Origin of the sequence: Ruegeria atlantica (genome assembly GCF_013032505.1) — a bacterium.
GTDB classification, from domain to species: Bacteria; Pseudomonadota; Alphaproteobacteria; order Rhodobacterales; family Rhodobacteraceae; genus Ruegeria; species Ruegeria atlantica_F.
In genome coordinates this window covers 1,259,172-1,274,005 of record NZ_WQCG01000001.1, presented here as the reverse complement: position 1 = coordinate 1,274,005, position 14,834 = coordinate 1,259,172, and the positions used below count along the sequence as shown (strand labels likewise).

Genomic DNA, 14,834 nt, shown 5'->3' with positions numbered 1-14,834 from the left:
CTTACGAGGATACCTGTTCACGAAGGACCGACGCGGTAAGCGAGATCAACAGGTAGATACCAGCAAACAACAGAAAAGCCAAAATCGTATTTTCGAACTTGCGCGGATAGGTGGGTTCCTGACTTGGGACTGGCCGCACCGAAACTGTCAGATAGCGTACTTTGCGGTTTGCCTCGGTCCGTGTGGTTTCCATTTGCTGCATGGCTGTCTGCAGCATCATGTCCCTTGCAACAAGATCGGCCTGCGCCATCTGAATTCGAACACTAAGCCTGGCAAGCGAGTTTTCGCCTGCAGACACATCCAGCATTTCTGAGTTGAGCTCTTCCAACACAACTTCAAGCCGCGCAATGTCAGCACGTGCGCCATCGACCTTGGCCTGGTTTGGACGACGGTTATCCAGCAATGCGGCCAACTGCAGCTCTTTTTCCTGAAGCTGTGTTTCCAAGGCGTTGATGCGGCTACGCAAGCCGGCGATGACATTTTGCGGATCCAGTAATGCGCCTTGAATCTGAAGTTCGATCAAGGCTTCCTGGGCTTTCCGCCGCTCGTTCTGAGCCATTTCGAATCCAGCCCGTGCGTCACGCATCTGGTCTTCGCGCTTGAGTTCCGTAAGCCCGTTTATCGTGTCTTCCGCGTAGGACAGCAGGCGATCGGAAATGGCTACTGAAATCTCCGGATCAGGTGCTGCAACTTCCATCCGAATGATGCCGTCACTCGGATCATATCCGATCGTGATCATCCGGCGGAAAAGCTTGTAGGTTTCTTCCAGCGTGGCGTCCGGCGAAAGCCGTTGAATTGGGTCGATCCAGTCTTGTTTGAAGATTTCGGCAAAGCCCATGTCGCGCTCAAGCCTAAGCAGAGCATCTTTGGATTCCAGGAATTCCTGTGTGGCCACAGAATCCTGCGCGGTGGCAAACTGGGTTCCCGCCAAAAGCCCGCCAAAAGCTGCACCGCCGCCGTCCGCCTGAAGGATTGAGAAGGCCGAGTCGCTGGCATACATCGGCGTTGCCACCCGGTAGAAATAGAACCCGACTATAAAGGTGGGCAGGAAGACAAAAACCGCCAAGCGGACAAACAGGGTAAACAGCTTACGGCGGCGGCGGCGGGCGATGTCTTTTTGTATTTCGCCAATTTCAAACGCGCGCCGTTCTGCAGGGGTCAATTCGGGGCCGGGTAGCGTCTTTCCACCTTCGTTGACCGTTTGCGGCAAGTGAATAGTGACTTTGTCCTTTGTGTGGTCCTCGGTCTGCTCTGTTTCTCCTGCCATCCCCAGCAAGTTGGCGCGATGAAACGGGTCGATACCTTTTTGGCGCAGCAAACGCACCGCATCATAGTCCGAGGTCGCGTCCAGCCCGTTCTTTTGTGCCAGCCTGCGTGCCATCCGCAATTGGCGTCCGGTCAGCCCCTCATTTCTGATGGCATCAATCTCGGCGTTAGGTTGCGAGTCATTGGCGGCGGAGGGCGGCTGAGTTGCCTTGCGAATCCGAGAAATAGCGTCAGCGCGGTCTTCTTCCGTTCCTGCGCTGCGGCGTTTGCGACGCCAGTTGTAGATTTTAGCCTTGGGTTTGGTAGTCATATAACTGCTTTGCCTCTTCCAAGGTGTCGAACATATAAAGCTGGCCATCCATCAAAACGGCGGCCTCTTGTGCAAATTTTTCCAGCACAGCGGGACTGTGGGACACGATAACCATCGTTGTCGTGCGTAGTTTTTCCCGAAGAATGTCACCGGCCTTCCTGTTGAATTCCACATCCGTCGTCGCGGGCATACCTTCGTCAATCAGATACATGTCGAAATCCAGAGCCAACATCAGAGCAAACGTAAATCGTGCCTTCATACCGCTGGAATAGGTGGCCAAAGGCTGGTCAAAATACTCGCCCAATCCGCACAGCCACTTGCAGTAGGCTTCGACGTAGTCGGGGTCCATCCCGTAGATGTTGGCGACGTAGCGCGCGTTTTCCAGGGCCGACAGTTTGTTTGCGACACCCCCGGTGAATCCCATGGGAAACGATACCCTGCAGGACTTTCGAATTACGCCCTCATCGGGTTTTTCCAGCCCCGCCATCATGTTGATCAAGGTCGTTTTCCCGGTTCCATTAGGTGCAAGAATGCCAATCGAACGGCCCAATTCTACCCGGAACGAGACACTGTCCAAGATCACCTTGCGGCGGGTCCCGGTCCAAAAGGACTTACTGACATTTTCAAACTCAAGCATTAAGGGCCTGCTGCTTGTACCTTGTATACTGCACCGGATGCGCCGGTAACCGGGGTTTTATCCTACGTTTTATATGGGCCATATTATGTCGAATTTTTACAGCAATGATCAATGCACCGGCAAATGTGCTGTTGGTAATGTGACTTTTCCTTCGGTTGGACCCGCGCGTTGCGTTGACTATCTTTCAGGGTGACCGTCAACCAATTTGATGCGGGAAACCTTGCCATCTGATGAATTCGCTGCAGAAAGAAATCTCATCCTGCCGTATCTGCGCGGAAAGATTCGCCGCGACAGAGACCGCCCACCAGCCGCGCCCGGTGGTCTGGTTTCAGCCGGGAACGCCGATTTTGGTTGCCGGTCAGGCGCCGGGTGCACGGGTGCACGCGTCGGGCCGGCCATTCACCGATCCATCCGGAGATCGCTTACGCGATTGGCTTGGAGTGGATGAAACCGTGTTCTATGACCGATCACGGGTTTCGATCGTACCGATGGCTTTTTGTTTTCCGGGCTATAATGCGCGCAAGGCTGATTTGCCGCCGCCAACAGTTTGCGGGCAAACCTGGCACAAAAAGGTCATGCAAACACTGGGCGATGTACCCCTAACCATTCTGGTGGGTGGTCACGCGCATAAGTACCACCTGAACGTGCGCGGATCGGTCACGGAAACGGTTCGCAACTGGCGGGACCATGCGCCGCGCGTCTTTGCCTTGCCTCATCCTTCTTGGCGGAATACGGCATGGATAAAGAAGAATCCGTGGTTCCAGACCGACCTTCTGCCGGTCCTGCGTGCGCGGGTGCAAGAGGTTCTGAATGACTGAAACCACCGCTTTGGACACTGCCCACGCCGCGATGAACGCTAATCCACAGGACGATGCAGCGCGTTTGCGGTTTTTCGAACGGCTTGCCGATAGCGAGCTGTTTTTGATGCTGACGGAAGAGGCAAAGGGCGAAAACATTTCGCCCGAGTTGTTTGACGTCGCTGATGGGCGTTTTGTGCTGGCCTTTGACCGCGAGGACCGGCTGGCGCGGTTTGCAGAACGCCCAGTTCCTTACGTGGCCCTGTCGGGCCGGGTGCTGTCATCCATGCTGGCGGGGCAGGGGATTGGGCTGGGGCTCAACCTTGAAGTCGCGCCATCCTCTATGCTGATCCCTTCCGAGGCGCTGGGCTGGCTGGCGGAAACGCTGCAGCACGGGCCAGAAGAGGTTCAGCAGCGGTTGGCAGAGTTCCTGCCGCCTGCGGGTCTGCCCGACGATTTGCTGACCGCGCTGGACGCTAAGCTCGCCACCGCAGTTGGGCTGGCTGAAGCCGCGTATCTGGTGGGCACGAAATCCGATGGCGGGGGTTCAGGCCACCTGCTGGGTTTCATTGGTGCGGTCGAGGGGTCCGAACCCGCACTGGCCAAGGCCGCGTCCGAGGCGTTGACGTTTTCCGGGATTGAAGCAGGGGCTATGGATGTCGGTTTCTTCGGCGCACATGATCCGGCTGCCGCATCATTGGCGCGGGTTGGCTTGCGGTTTGATCTACCGCAGCCCGAAGCGCGCGTTATCACCCAGACGACACCCGGCAGCGATCCGGATAAGCCACCGATTCTGAAGTGAAAAGCCCCGAAACCGGATGGTCTGCGGGGCTTTTGCATTTATTCTGCAGCCGCTTCCAGTTTGTCTTGGGTGCGGGTTTCGAAATCGCTGGCTTCGTGACGTTCGTGCAGCTGAGTATGAGGTTCACCGAACGGACGGTTGACCATTCGGCCCCGCTGAACGGCCGGGCGTGCGTCAATAGCCTTGGCCCACCGCATGACGTTCTTGTAAGATTCGACGTCCAGGAATTCCGCGGCGCTGTAAAGGCGGCCCAGAACCAGTTGACCATACCACGGCCAGATTGCCATATCGGCGATAGTATAGTCCTCACCCGCGATGTAGGTTTTATCCGCCAGTTCGCGATCCAAAACGTCCAGTTGACGTTTGGTCTCCATCGTGAAGCGGTTGATCGGGTATTCATATTTTTCCGGCGCGTAGGCGTAGAAATGGCCAAACCCACCGCCCAGGTAGGGTGCGCTACCCATCTGCCAGAAGACCCAGTTCATGACTTCCGCACGTTCCGGTCCGGATGCAGGCAAAAACGCACCGAACTTCTCGGCCAGATGAAACAGGATTGATGCGCTTTCAAACACGCGTGTCGGTTTGTCGCCCGAGCGATCCCAAAGAGCGGGGATTTTCGAATTTGGGTTGGCTCCGACAAAGCCCGAACTGAATTGGTCACCTTCGCCGATGTTGACCAGCCACGCGTTATATTCAGCGCCTTCATGACCCAATGCCAACAGTTCTTCCAGCATCACGGTTACCTTGACGCCGTTGGGGGTGGCCAGCGAGTAAAGCTGTAGCGGGTGCCTCCCAACCGGCAGATCCTTGTCGTGGGTGGCGCCGGCGATCGGGCGATTGATGTTGGCGAATTGGCCGCCATTCTGGCTGTCCCAAGTCCAGACCTTTGGGGGCGTATAGGTCGGTTGCTCGCTCATTTCTTGCCTTTCTTCACAAAGTGCAGGTGAATTGTCCGTCCGTTCCAACAGCTAATGTTGCAAAGCCCAGAGTCCAACCCCCATGGGCGTAGCGTTTTTTGTAACATTCCTCACCTGACTTCTCACGAATCCTCATTCAACGTCACAGCGACGCGAGGGGGACTTCGCAACCCATCTGAATCGCCTATTGTAAGTTCAGACCCGTAAGTTCGGGCAGATATACAACCCCGAGGACAAAAGGACTTGCCACCATGAAACGTTTTGCCCTGACAGTCGCTGCGGCGCTGACCCTTGCCGCACCGGCCTTTGCTGGCGATCAATATGTTGACGGCACCGGTTTTGCAGTTTCCGGTTACGATGTCGTCGCCTACCGTGATCTGGATCAGGTTGCGATTGGTCAATCTCAGCCCGAAGCTGTGCGCGGACACGCAGATATTACCGCGGAGTACAACGGCGCCACCTGGGCATTTGCGTCGGAAGAAAACCGCGACAAGTTTCTGGAAAACCCGGCATACTACGCCCCGCAATATGACGGCCATTGCGCGTATGGTGTGTCGAAAGGCGGAAAGGTTCCCGCGAACCCGAACCTGTGGCGCATCGTCGATGATAAACTTTATCTGAACATCACCGATGTAGTTGTTGGATTTTGGGAAGAAGACGTACCCGGCAACATTAACATCGCAGAAGGCAATTGGCCGGGGATCGAACCTGACGGAGCATCCACCAGCGTGATTCCGAAATTCACCTCGGAAGGCCCGATTTCAAACTAAGTGGCCACTCACCAAGTCAAAGCCCGGCCCATTTTAGCCGGGCTTTTCCGTCAATGTGCGAACGAGAATTCGTCCCGCATCTGCTGATCAGCATCGAACCGAATTCGAACGCTCTTAGCCCCCGGGAACGTCCGGGCCGTGATCGCATCCGGCACAACAACTTCACCACCGCCCGAGTTGTTTGACTGGAAATTCAGCACCTCGGTTTCGGTCTGGCGTGAGCTTGCTAAAACTGATGTCGGCAATGCCACACGGTTTGCACCCTCATAGACCGGCGTTGAGACAAAGAAGGTCACATGACGCCCAAAGAATCCGACCGCATCAGGCACATGATCTGACTTGCATATCAGCTCGGAATCCGGAACTTCGACTTCGTCCGATCTGTCCGGCAACGCTGTGTTCAGCAGGGCGCGGCATGCGTTTATGTCGGCTGTTTCCAGTGAAAGGATACGACGGCGCAGTTTTGGACGTCGGGGTTTCCCCGACCCGACACCCTTGCCCGCCAGACCTTCTTTGCGCAAAAAATCGTACGCATCCTTGGCGCGGGTAAACCCGGAACTGTCGCCTTGGGCCTGGTCTGGATGACCATGGAACGCAATGTCTCGCCAGGCGCTCCTGATATCATCTGAGGTTGCGCTTTGATCCAGCCCCAGAGCATGCAGTGCCTCTGCGCGGGCGTTGATCTTGTCAACAGATTCCATAACCTAACTTACTCATTACAAAAAATAACACTGCCCCAGTTTCACCAGGGTCGTGAATTTGTCAAATTTCACGCAAAATTGAGGTGCATGGAGGAACAATTGCGGCGGGTGGCGGCAATTGTTCTCAATTTTTCCGTAGCATGGAGCCGCTCTTCGTTTGGCCCGGTCAGGCGACGTTTTGCAACTCGGCTTTTGGGGTGATGCCAAGGGCAAAACATACGTCGCGGGTCAGTTCAGGACGGTTCAACGTGTAGAAATGCAGCTTGTCCACGCCACCTTCGATCAGGTCCGAACACAGCTCGGTACACAGTGCTGTGGCCAATAAATCTTCACGATCGTCGCGCACCGCTTTGTCGAATGCGTGCTCAACCCAATCCGGAATGCGTGTACCGCAACGCTTGGCAAAATTGCGTGCGCCTCTCCAGTTCTCGATAGGCAGAATGCCAGGCACGATGGGCTTGTCGATGCCAGCTTTTGCACAGGCATCGCGGAACCGGAAAAACGTCTCGGCCTCAAAGAAGAACTGCGTCAGGGCCTCGTCTGCCCCTGCATCCAGTTTGGCCTTGAGCCAATCAATGTCAGTGCGGGCGTTCTGTGCTTCGGGGTGAATGTCTGGGTAGGCTCCGACACGAATGCTGAACATCTCGGTCTCGGCCAGGGCCGAGATCAGTTCAACTGAGTTTGCAAAACCATCGGGATGCGGCTGGAATCGGTCCTGACCGGTTGGCGGATCGCCCCGCAAGGCTACGATATCCTGCACGCCTGCGCGCGCGAATGTGTCCGCGATTTCAAGCGTTTCCTGGCGCGAGGCATCCACGCATGTCAAATGCGCGGCAACCGGCAGGCCTGAGGATTTGTGAAGGGTCGCCACCGCATCGCGTGTCAGTTCCCGCGTTGTGCCACCCGCACCATACGTAACCGAGACAAAGCGTGGCTCTAACGGGGCCAGTGTCTGAACCGTATCCCAAAGGCGAAACGAGGCCTCGAGCGTCTTGGGCGGAAAGAACTCGAACGAAATTTCTGGCTTGGTCATCTCGGCCTCATTTGATTGGTACAGAGACCTTGTGCCAGTTCCGGCAATGTGAGACAAACTCATATTATTCAAGAACAACATGAGTATCACTGCAATGCACATCGAATTCCGCCACCTGCGCACGATCAAGGCGATCCATGAATGTGGTGGGTTGGCCCGTGCGGCGGATCAATTGAACATCACCCAATCGGCGCTGAGCCACCAAATCAAAGGGCTAGAGGATCAGGCAGGGGTTGAGTTGTTTTTGCGCCGATCCAAGCCGATGAAACTGTCTGCGGCCGGGTTGCGCCTGCTTCGTTTGGCCGAACAGATCTTGCCGCAAGTCGAGGCCACACAACAGGAATTCTCGTCGCTTCGGGATGGACGGACCGGACGTATGCATATCGCAATCGAGTGCCACGCGTGTTTCGAGTGGTTGTTCCCGGTGCTTGAATCTTTCCGGAAGTCGTGGGGCGACGTGGACGTCGATATCCGGCCTGGATTGGCATTCGACGCACTGCCTGCGCTGCAAAAAGAAGAGGTCGATCTGGTCGTCTCGTCCGATCCAGAAGATCTGCCGGGCATCGAGTTCATTGAACTGTTCGACTATGACGCTGTCTTTGTCGCGGCTTCGTCCCATCCGCTGGCTCAGAAAGAGTTTATCGAAGCCGAGGATTTTCGTGGGCAAACCCTGATCACGTACCCGGTAGAACGCACCCGTTTGGACGTGTTCAGCCAGTTGCTTATCCCCGCTCGGGTCGAACCGGCGGCGATCCGGCAGGTTGAATTGACTGCGGTGATCCTTTTGCTGGTTGCGTCGAACCGCGGCATTTCTGTTCTGCCCGATTGGGTTGTGCGCGAAGTGAAGTATAATTCGGACTATGTTACACGTCCGCTGACCAAAGAAGGCATCACCCGCAGGCTTTACGCAGCAGTGCGTGCCGAGGACCTGGAAAAACCCTTCGTGCAAGAGCTGATTCAGCTGGCCGGTACCGAGGCGCGCAAGCTGCAGACGCAATAGGCGAAAAACGCGGGTCTGCTATGCGTATCATTCCTCTTGGCAAGGGGGCTTTGCATCAGTATACGCGCGGTTTGACCGGACAGGAGCCTTTGGACAATGGTTGGCAGTGCAAACCTCAACATCATGATCAAAGCCGCGCGCAAGGCGGGGCGTTCTTTGGTCAAGGATTTCCGTGAAGTAGAGAACCTTCAGGTGTCGATGAAAGGCGCGGGCGACTTCGTGTCCAAAGCTGACATTGCCGCCGAGGCGATCCTGAAAGAGGAACTGCTGGGCGCGCGTCCAACCTATGGCTGGCTGGCCGAAGAGGGCGGCGCAATTGACGGCGAAGACCCAACCCGTCGCTGGATCGTCGATCCGCTGGACGGTACTACGAACTTCCTGCACGGTTTGCCGCACTGGGCAATCTCGATCGCGCTGGAACACAAGGGCAAGATCGTGGCTGGCGTGATCTATGACGCAGCCAAGGATGAGATGTTCTTTGCCGAAAAAGGCGAGGGTGCGTGGATGAATGATATGCGCATCCGTGTCTCGGGCCGTCATCGAATGATCGAGTCGGTTTTCTCGACCGGCCTGCCCTTTGGTGGTCGCTCGGACCTTCCTGCAACCTTGCAGGATTTGGCGCGTCTGATGCCTGTTTGTGCCGGTGTGCGGCGCTGGGGCGCCGCTGCGCTGGACATGGCTTATGTGGCCGCCGGGCGTTACGAAGGCTTCTGGGAACGTCGCCTGAATGCATGGGACCTGGCGGCCGGGATCATCATCGTCAAGGAAGCGGGCGGATTTGTCCAGGCGCTGAATCCTGAAGGTGACGTTCTGGAAGACGGTGAAGTGATCTGTTCGAACGAACCGATTTTTGACCAGTTCTCCAAGGTGATCCGGGGCTGATAGCCTAACCGCCAATTCATTAGGCATGCGCCAACTTAGAGGCGTTTTCCGCCTTCACAAGTTCGCATGTTGCTAACAGCAATCTCTCACCCGGCCACGGGTACAACTGGCTGTGTCCATGCAATTCCTGGACCGGCCGGAGGGCGTGTGGACCACGGTGCCTAGGTTAGAGCGCCGACCTCAATCCGCATTGGCTGCCCGCTCGGGGAGCAAATGGCGATGATTGCCGCTGGCACCGCATTTCAACCCTTACAGCAGGAAATCACGTGTCTTACCAGGACCAGCTTGCGCGACCTTGAAGACCTATTATTTGCGGGGCACGCGGGGGATACGGGACTGCGTTAGCTTGTACTTGTGTTCTGGATGCGGCGGATGGCCGTGGGTGCGACTCCAGAAATCAGTGCCACCGCGCCGCAGCCAAAGTGGAATGCAAAGGATCAATCCTACGAAAAATCCACCCGTATGGGCCCAATATGCCACCCCGCCTTCGTCCGGGTTGCTGGCCAGACTTCCAAAGAACTGGATGGCTAACCAAACCCCTAGCATGACAAAGGCTGGTATCGTGAATACCCGGAAATAAACGATGAGGATCAGCAGGATATCCACGCGGGCTTTGGGGAACAGCAGCAGGTAGCCGCCCATGACGCCCGCAATCGCACCCGATGCCCCAATGGTCGGCACCACCGAACCCGGCGCTGTGACGATGTGGATCAGACCCGCCCCAATGCCGGCGGCAGTGTAGAACAGCAGAAAGGGCAGGTGGCCCATTTCATCTTCGAGGTTGTCGCCGAAAATCCATAGGAACAGCATGTTTCCCGCAAGATGCATCCAACCTCCGTGCAGGAACATCGACGTCACCAACGTTTCAAAGGCAAACCCGTCGGCAATCCGCGCCGGGATAATCGCATAGTCGTAGTAAAGCTGATTGATCAGCCGAGCATCGTTCATGATGCCCACATAGCTTAGGAATATCAGGATATTGGCCGCCATCAGCAGGTAGACGACATACGGCGTTCGCCCCGAAGGGTTATGGTCACGGATTGGAAACATGAGGCGACGCTGGGCTTTTCCCGGCCCAGCGTCAAGGCATGCTTACGCCGCACCCCCAAGCAAAGCGGCATTGCCACCAGCGGCTGTTGTATCAACGCACAGGTGGCACTCAGCCAGAACCCGTGCGCGGTCCGGATGGCCCGGGATCAGCGGCAGGATCGGGCCGTCCCGACGGGCGAGGTGTCGTTCGATCTCACGCGCTGTATCGTCATCGCCCCACCAAAGCACGCCCGATATCCCGGTGATATTCTCCAACCGGTGCAAATCCAGCGAACCTGTCGCCTGAATAGCCGTTCCCCCAAGTGCCTGAACGGCGTCAGCCTGCGCGCGCGCGACCTCGGCTCCGGGGCCCATGCACAGCAATGGCGCGCGTGGGAACTCGCTTAGCCGATTGGATTCGCCCGTTGGGCCTGGCAATGACTTGGTCTGCACCGGAGCGGGCGTACCCTGAGCGCCGGGAAGCTCGCTCATCTGGCTATCCCATTGATCGTCGGACTGCTGCCGGTCAGGGGCGCAGAATCGTGCCATGTAGTTCGGCCCACCAGCCTTGGGGCCCGTGCCTGAAAGCCCTTCGCCGCCAAATGGCTGAGACCCCACGATTGCACCGATCTGGTTGCGGTTGACGTAGATGTTTCCGGCGTGCACTGCCTCGGTGATGTGCTGTACGCGGTCGTCGATCCGAGTATGCAGGCCAAAGGTCAGCCCGTATCCAGTGGCGTTTATTTCGGAAATGATCTGATCAATCTCGGATGCCTTGAAGCGTATGACATGCAGGACAGGGCCAAAAATTTCGTGCTGCAAGGCGGAAATGCCGGGTATCTCGATAAGCGTCGGGGCGATGAACGTCCCTTCGCGCGGTACGCCGGTTTCTTTCAAAACGCGCCCTTCTGCGCGGGCTTTGCCAATGTGATCCGCTATGCCCTGGCGCGCGGCCTCATCAATGACCGGTCCGCAATCGGTTGCGATCAACCAGGGATCGCCAACCAGCAGAGCATCCATTGCGCCGGTCAGCATTGTTAGAAGATCCTCGGCGATATCCTCCTGAACATAGAGGCATCGCAAGGCCGAGCACCGTTGTCCTGCAGATTGGAACGCGCTTTCGATGATGGATTGAACGGCCTGTTCAGGCAAGGCGGTGCTGTCCACGATCATCGCGTTCAATCCGCCAGTCTCGGCGATCAGCGGCGTACCAGGGCGCAGGTTTTCAGCCATCGCTGTGCGGATTTTTAACGCAGTTGAGGTTGATCCGGTAAACGCAACGCCCGAGACGCGCGGGTCCGAGGTCAGAGCAGCGCCGACTGAGGGACCACCCGGCAGAAGCTGAAGTGCGTCTCGGGGAATTCCGGCCTCGTGCAATAGTTGAACAGCGCGATGCGCAGTCAGCGGCGTCTGTGGCGCAGGTTTCGCCAGAACCGCGTTGCCTGTGGCCAGGGCCGCTGAAATCTGGCCTGTGAAGATAGCCAGAGGGAAGTTCCATGGGCTGATGCAAGTAAATGTACCCGCCGGTTCGGCATCAGGAATGTTCGCGGCGTAGTAACGCAGGAAATCCACCGCCTCTCGCAACTCAGCGACGGCGTCGGGTACTGATTTACCCGCCTCGCGCGCCAGCAAGGCGAAAAGTTCACCGAAATGAGCCTCGTACAGGTCGGCTGCGATATTCAGGATACGCGATCGTTCGACCGGAGATGTCTGCCATGGTGCGGCGGATGCCAGAGCAAGCTCGACATCTTCCGCGCTGGCGGCGGCGACGGCTCCAGGTCGATCCTGCGGCTGGGACGGGTTCATGACCGGTTGGTCCTGTTCCGGATTTGCGTCACCGGACAACAGCGGTTGCGCATACCAGTGGTGCGCCCGGTATGCATCCCGCGCAGCGTCGATCCTGTCTAACGTTGGGGTGTGATTAAGGTCGAATCCTTTCGAGTTGACGCGTTCCGGTTGGAACAGGTCTGGCCCGGTTGGCAGCGGGCGGACCTGATCCTTGAGCGTCAGGAACGGATCGGCGGCCACCTCTTCCGGGCGGACGTTCTCGTCTACAATCTGGTTGACGAACGACGAGTTTGCACCGTTCTCTAGCAGGCGTCGCACCAGATAAGCCAGAAGATCCCGATGTGCCCCGACTGGCGCATAAATCCGACACCCTGTATTGCTTTGGTCTTTGACAAGCTGGTGCAGGGTCTCGCCCATCCCATGCAAGCGCTGGAATTCAAAAGGCTGGCCCTCGGCCATGTGAAGGATCGCACTGACCGTATGGGCATTGTGGGTGGCAAATTGCGGATAAATGCGATCGGTCATGCTCAGCAGCTTGCGCGCATTGGCGATGTACGAAATATCCGTGGCCGCCTTGCGGGTGAACACCGGAAAGCCATCTACGCCTTCGACCTGAGCCCGTTTGACTTCGGTATCCCAATACGCGCCCTTGACCAGGCGTACCATCAACTTGCGATCGTGGCGCTCGGCCATCTCATACAGCGTGTCCAGCACGAGCCCAGCACGCGGCCCATAAGCCTGAACCACGATTCCCAGACCGTCCCAACCGGACAGAGCGGGTTCGGCCATCACGGCTTCTATTACCTGCAGCGAAAGGGACAGACGGTCTGCTTCCTCGGCATCAACGTTCAGACCCATTCCAGCGGCCTTTGCCAACAGGCACAACGCGCGCAATCGGGGAACCAGCTCGTCCATAACCCGTTGTTCCTGCGCCAATTCATAGCGTGGATGCAACGCCGACAGTTTGACTGAAATCCCCGGATTGGCCCGGATATCATCGTGAATACAGGCTTCTGCGATGGCTGCAATCGCGCGTGAATAGGACAGGTGATAACGGGCGGCATCTGCCTCGGTCCGGGCGGCCTCTCCCAACATGTCGTAGGAATAGGTATAGCCCTTGGTCTCCATCCCGTTGGCACGGTCCATGGCGGATTGGATGGTCTCGCCCAATACGAATTGACGACCCATTTCCTTCATCGCGCGTCCAACGGCCGTTCGGATCACGGGTTCGCCCAGGCGCTTGATAGCCCCGCGAAGCGCGCCGACCGGAGAGGTCTTGCCTTCGTCCAACACCTTGCCAGTCAGCATCAAAGCCCAAGTGGATGCATTGACCAGCGACGATGAGGACTGACCCAAATGCTTGCCCCAATCCGATGGCGCAATCTTGTCCTCGATCAGCGCGTCGATCGTGTCGGCATCGGGTACGCGCAACAGCGCTTCGGCCAGACACATTAACGCGATGCCTTCGTCCGTGGAGAGGCCATATTCTGCAAGGAACACTTCCATCATACCGGGTGAGGTGCTGGATCGGATATCACGCACCAATTGCGCCGCAGACGCGCAAATCACGTTGCGGTCGGTCGCGCTGAGGTCGGCCTTGGCGATTAGTGCGTCAAGAACCTCAGTGGGATCGGCATAGGTTTGGGCATCAATTCGGGTGCGCAGGCTGTGTGACATGTATCCTCCGGTCTTTTGAGTAATATAGTGTCGATTTTCCGGGACGATTGCCTTATTTTCACACGTGGATAGGCGAATGGCCTGTTTTTTGGGGTGCAGACGATGCAAAAAGACTTTCCGGGATTGGATCGGTTCGACAGGACAATTCTGGCGATTCTGGCCGAGGATGGCCGGATACCCATCGCCGATCTCGCGCGGCGCATCGGACTGTCAAAATCCCCGACTCAAGCACGTGTGAAGAGACTTGAGGCAGAAGGCATTATCACAGGTTATCGCGCCTTGCTGGACCCCATTCGCCTTGGTTTGGACCACGTTGCCTTTGTTGAGGTCCGCCTGACCGACACGCGCGAGAAGGCTTTGGCCGAGTTTAACGCCGCCGTTCGGAAGGTGCCCGAAATTGAGCAAGCTCATATGATTGCGTCGAATTTTGACTATCTGCTGAAAATACGCACTAGGTCGATGTCGGAATACCGTGCCGTTCTTGCCGAAAAGATATCATCGTTGCCGCATGTCGCCAGTACCTCAACGTTTGTTGCGATGGAGGCTGTGAAAGAGACTGGTGTATCTGGAGCTTTGGACGCGATGGGTTGACGAACGCCTTGTGCGGGTCACCATTGGCGCATGAAAAGCTTAGCCTACGCCTCAATCTTCTATGCTGCGACTGCATTCGCGGGCAGTGCTCAGGAGTGCCCTATCGCGCCGGACCATTCCGCTGACGTATCTTCAGTGCTATCGCAAATACAGAACGCTGAATCCGAACAGTCCGCCCGCGCTCTATCTGGTCAGCTTTGGGAATTCTGGACTGATGCGCCGGATGAAAGTGCACAGGCCGTTTTGGATCGCGGCATGACGCGCCGGAATGCGTGGGACCTGCTGGGTGCGATTGAGGATTTCGACAAGCTGATCGCGTATTGTCCGTCTTACGCTGAAGGGTACAACCAACGCGCTTTTGCTCACTATTTGAGACAAGATTTTCAATCCGCACTGCCCGATCTGGAGAAAGCTATAGAGCTGTCGCCCAACCACGTCGCGGCAATCAGCGGACGGGCCCTGACATTGTTGGGACTTCAGCGCATTGATGAGGCGCGCGAAGCGTTGTCTCAGGCACTCGAATTGAATCCCTGGCTGTCAGAGCGTCATCTGATGGCGCCGGGCGGGCCGCTTGCCTTGCCGGGTGAGGAAATCTGAAACGAAATGCGCCCCCGAACCGAAAGGACGGGGGCGT

14 protein-coding genes are annotated in these 14,834 nt (G+C 57.0%); 7 read left to right on the top strand and 7 right to left on the bottom strand.

The window, feature by feature from the left end; all coding sequences use genetic code 11:
* Position 1: 1 nt before the first annotated feature.
* Positions 2 to 1,576, bottom strand: coding sequence for a capsule biosynthesis protein (locus GOW92_RS06220; RefSeq protein WP_170558909.1), 1,575 nt, complete (start codon positions 1,574 to 1,576; stop codon positions 2 to 4).
* A complete protein-coding gene (locus GOW92_RS06215; RefSeq protein ID WP_170558908.1) occupies positions 1,554 to 2,213 on the bottom strand; it encodes an ABC transporter ATP-binding protein in 660 nt (219 codons plus the stop codon). The genes GOW92_RS06220 and GOW92_RS06215 overlap by 23 nt, the downstream gene beginning before the upstream one ends.
* A 230-nt stretch (positions 2,214 to 2,443) precedes the next feature.
* On the opposite strand from GOW92_RS06215, the gene GOW92_RS06210 reads away from it, so the two are divergent.
* Both GOW92_RS06210 and GOW92_RS06205 read left to right on the top strand, forming a co-directional pair.
* A complete protein-coding gene (locus tag GOW92_RS06210; RefSeq protein ID WP_170558906.1) occupies positions 2,444 to 3,031 on the top strand; it encodes a uracil-DNA glycosylase family protein in 588 nt (195 codons plus the stop codon).
* Positions 3,024 to 3,812 (top strand): SseB family protein, encoded by a 789-nt coding sequence (locus GOW92_RS06205; protein ID WP_170558904.1) that lies wholly within the window; start codon positions 3,024 to 3,026, stop codon positions 3,810 to 3,812. Before GOW92_RS06210 ends, GOW92_RS06205 begins: the two co-directional genes overlap by 8 nt.
* Before the next feature lie 38 nt (positions 3,813 to 3,850).
* Here the strand turns inward: GOW92_RS06205 and yghU are convergent, their stop codons facing one another.
* On the bottom strand, positions 3,851 to 4,729 hold the full coding sequence (gene yghU, locus GOW92_RS06200; RefSeq protein WP_170558902.1) for a glutathione-dependent disulfide-bond oxidoreductase: 879 nt from the start codon (positions 4,727 to 4,729) through the stop codon (positions 3,851 to 3,853).
* Positions 4,730 to 4,980: 251 nt separating this feature from the next.
* Here yghU and GOW92_RS06195 point away from each other — a divergent pair, with 251 nt between their 5' ends.
* Entirely contained in the window at positions 4,981 to 5,499 is a 519-nt protein-coding gene (locus tag GOW92_RS06195) for a YHS domain-containing (seleno)protein (protein WP_170558901.1), read from the top strand.
* Between the two features lie 50 nt (positions 5,500 to 5,549).
* Here the strand turns inward: GOW92_RS06195 and GOW92_RS06190 are convergent, their stop codons facing one another.
* Positions 5,550 to 6,200 carry a J domain-containing protein gene (locus tag GOW92_RS06190; RefSeq protein ID WP_170558900.1) on the bottom strand — a complete coding sequence of 217 codons (651 nt, stop codon included), beginning with the start codon at positions 6,198 to 6,200 and terminating at the stop codon, positions 5,550 to 5,552.
* Between the two features lie 166 nt (positions 6,201 to 6,366).
* Positions 6,367 to 7,233, bottom strand: coding sequence for a methylenetetrahydrofolate reductase [NAD(P)H] (gene metF / locus GOW92_RS06185; RefSeq protein ID WP_170558899.1), 867 nt, complete (start codon positions 7,231 to 7,233; stop codon positions 6,367 to 6,369).
* Between the two features lie 94 nt (positions 7,234 to 7,327).
* On the opposite strand from metF, the gene GOW92_RS06180 reads away from it, so the two are divergent.
* Positions 7,328 to 8,233 carry a LysR family transcriptional regulator gene (locus tag GOW92_RS06180; protein WP_170559380.1) on the top strand — a complete coding sequence of 302 codons (906 nt, stop codon included), beginning with the start codon at positions 7,328 to 7,330 and terminating at the stop codon, positions 8,231 to 8,233.
* A gap of 96 nt (positions 8,234 to 8,329) precedes the next feature.
* Positions 8,330 to 9,115, top strand: a complete 786-nt coding sequence (locus GOW92_RS06175; protein WP_170558898.1) for an inositol monophosphatase family protein — start codon at positions 8,330 to 8,332, stop codon at positions 9,113 to 9,115.
* 306 nt (positions 9,116 to 9,421) lie between these two features.
* On the opposite strand, the gene GOW92_RS06170 is transcribed toward GOW92_RS06175, so the two are convergent.
* Both GOW92_RS06170 and putA read right to left on the bottom strand, forming a co-directional pair.
* Entirely contained in the window at positions 9,422 to 10,165 is a 744-nt protein-coding gene (locus GOW92_RS06170; protein ID WP_170558897.1) for a rhomboid family intramembrane serine protease, read from the bottom strand.
* Between the two features lie 42 nt (positions 10,166 to 10,207).
* Positions 10,208 to 13,609, bottom strand: coding sequence for a bifunctional proline dehydrogenase/L-glutamate gamma-semialdehyde dehydrogenase PutA (gene putA / locus GOW92_RS06165; RefSeq protein WP_170558896.1), 3,402 nt, complete (start codon positions 13,607 to 13,609; stop codon positions 10,208 to 10,210).
* A 102-nt stretch (positions 13,610 to 13,711) separates the two neighbouring features.
* Here putA and GOW92_RS06160 point away from each other — a divergent pair, with 102 nt between their 5' ends.
* Together GOW92_RS06160 and GOW92_RS06155 are read left to right on the top strand one after the other, a co-directional pair.
* Positions 13,712 to 14,200 (top strand): Lrp/AsnC family transcriptional regulator, encoded by a 489-nt coding sequence (locus GOW92_RS06160; RefSeq protein ID WP_170558895.1) that lies wholly within the window; start codon positions 13,712 to 13,714, stop codon positions 14,198 to 14,200.
* A 30-nt stretch (positions 14,201 to 14,230) separates the two neighbouring features.
* A complete protein-coding gene (locus GOW92_RS06155; RefSeq protein ID WP_170558893.1) occupies positions 14,231 to 14,797 on the top strand; it encodes a tetratricopeptide repeat protein in 567 nt (188 codons plus the stop codon).
* Positions 14,798 to 14,834: the final 37 nt, after the last annotated feature.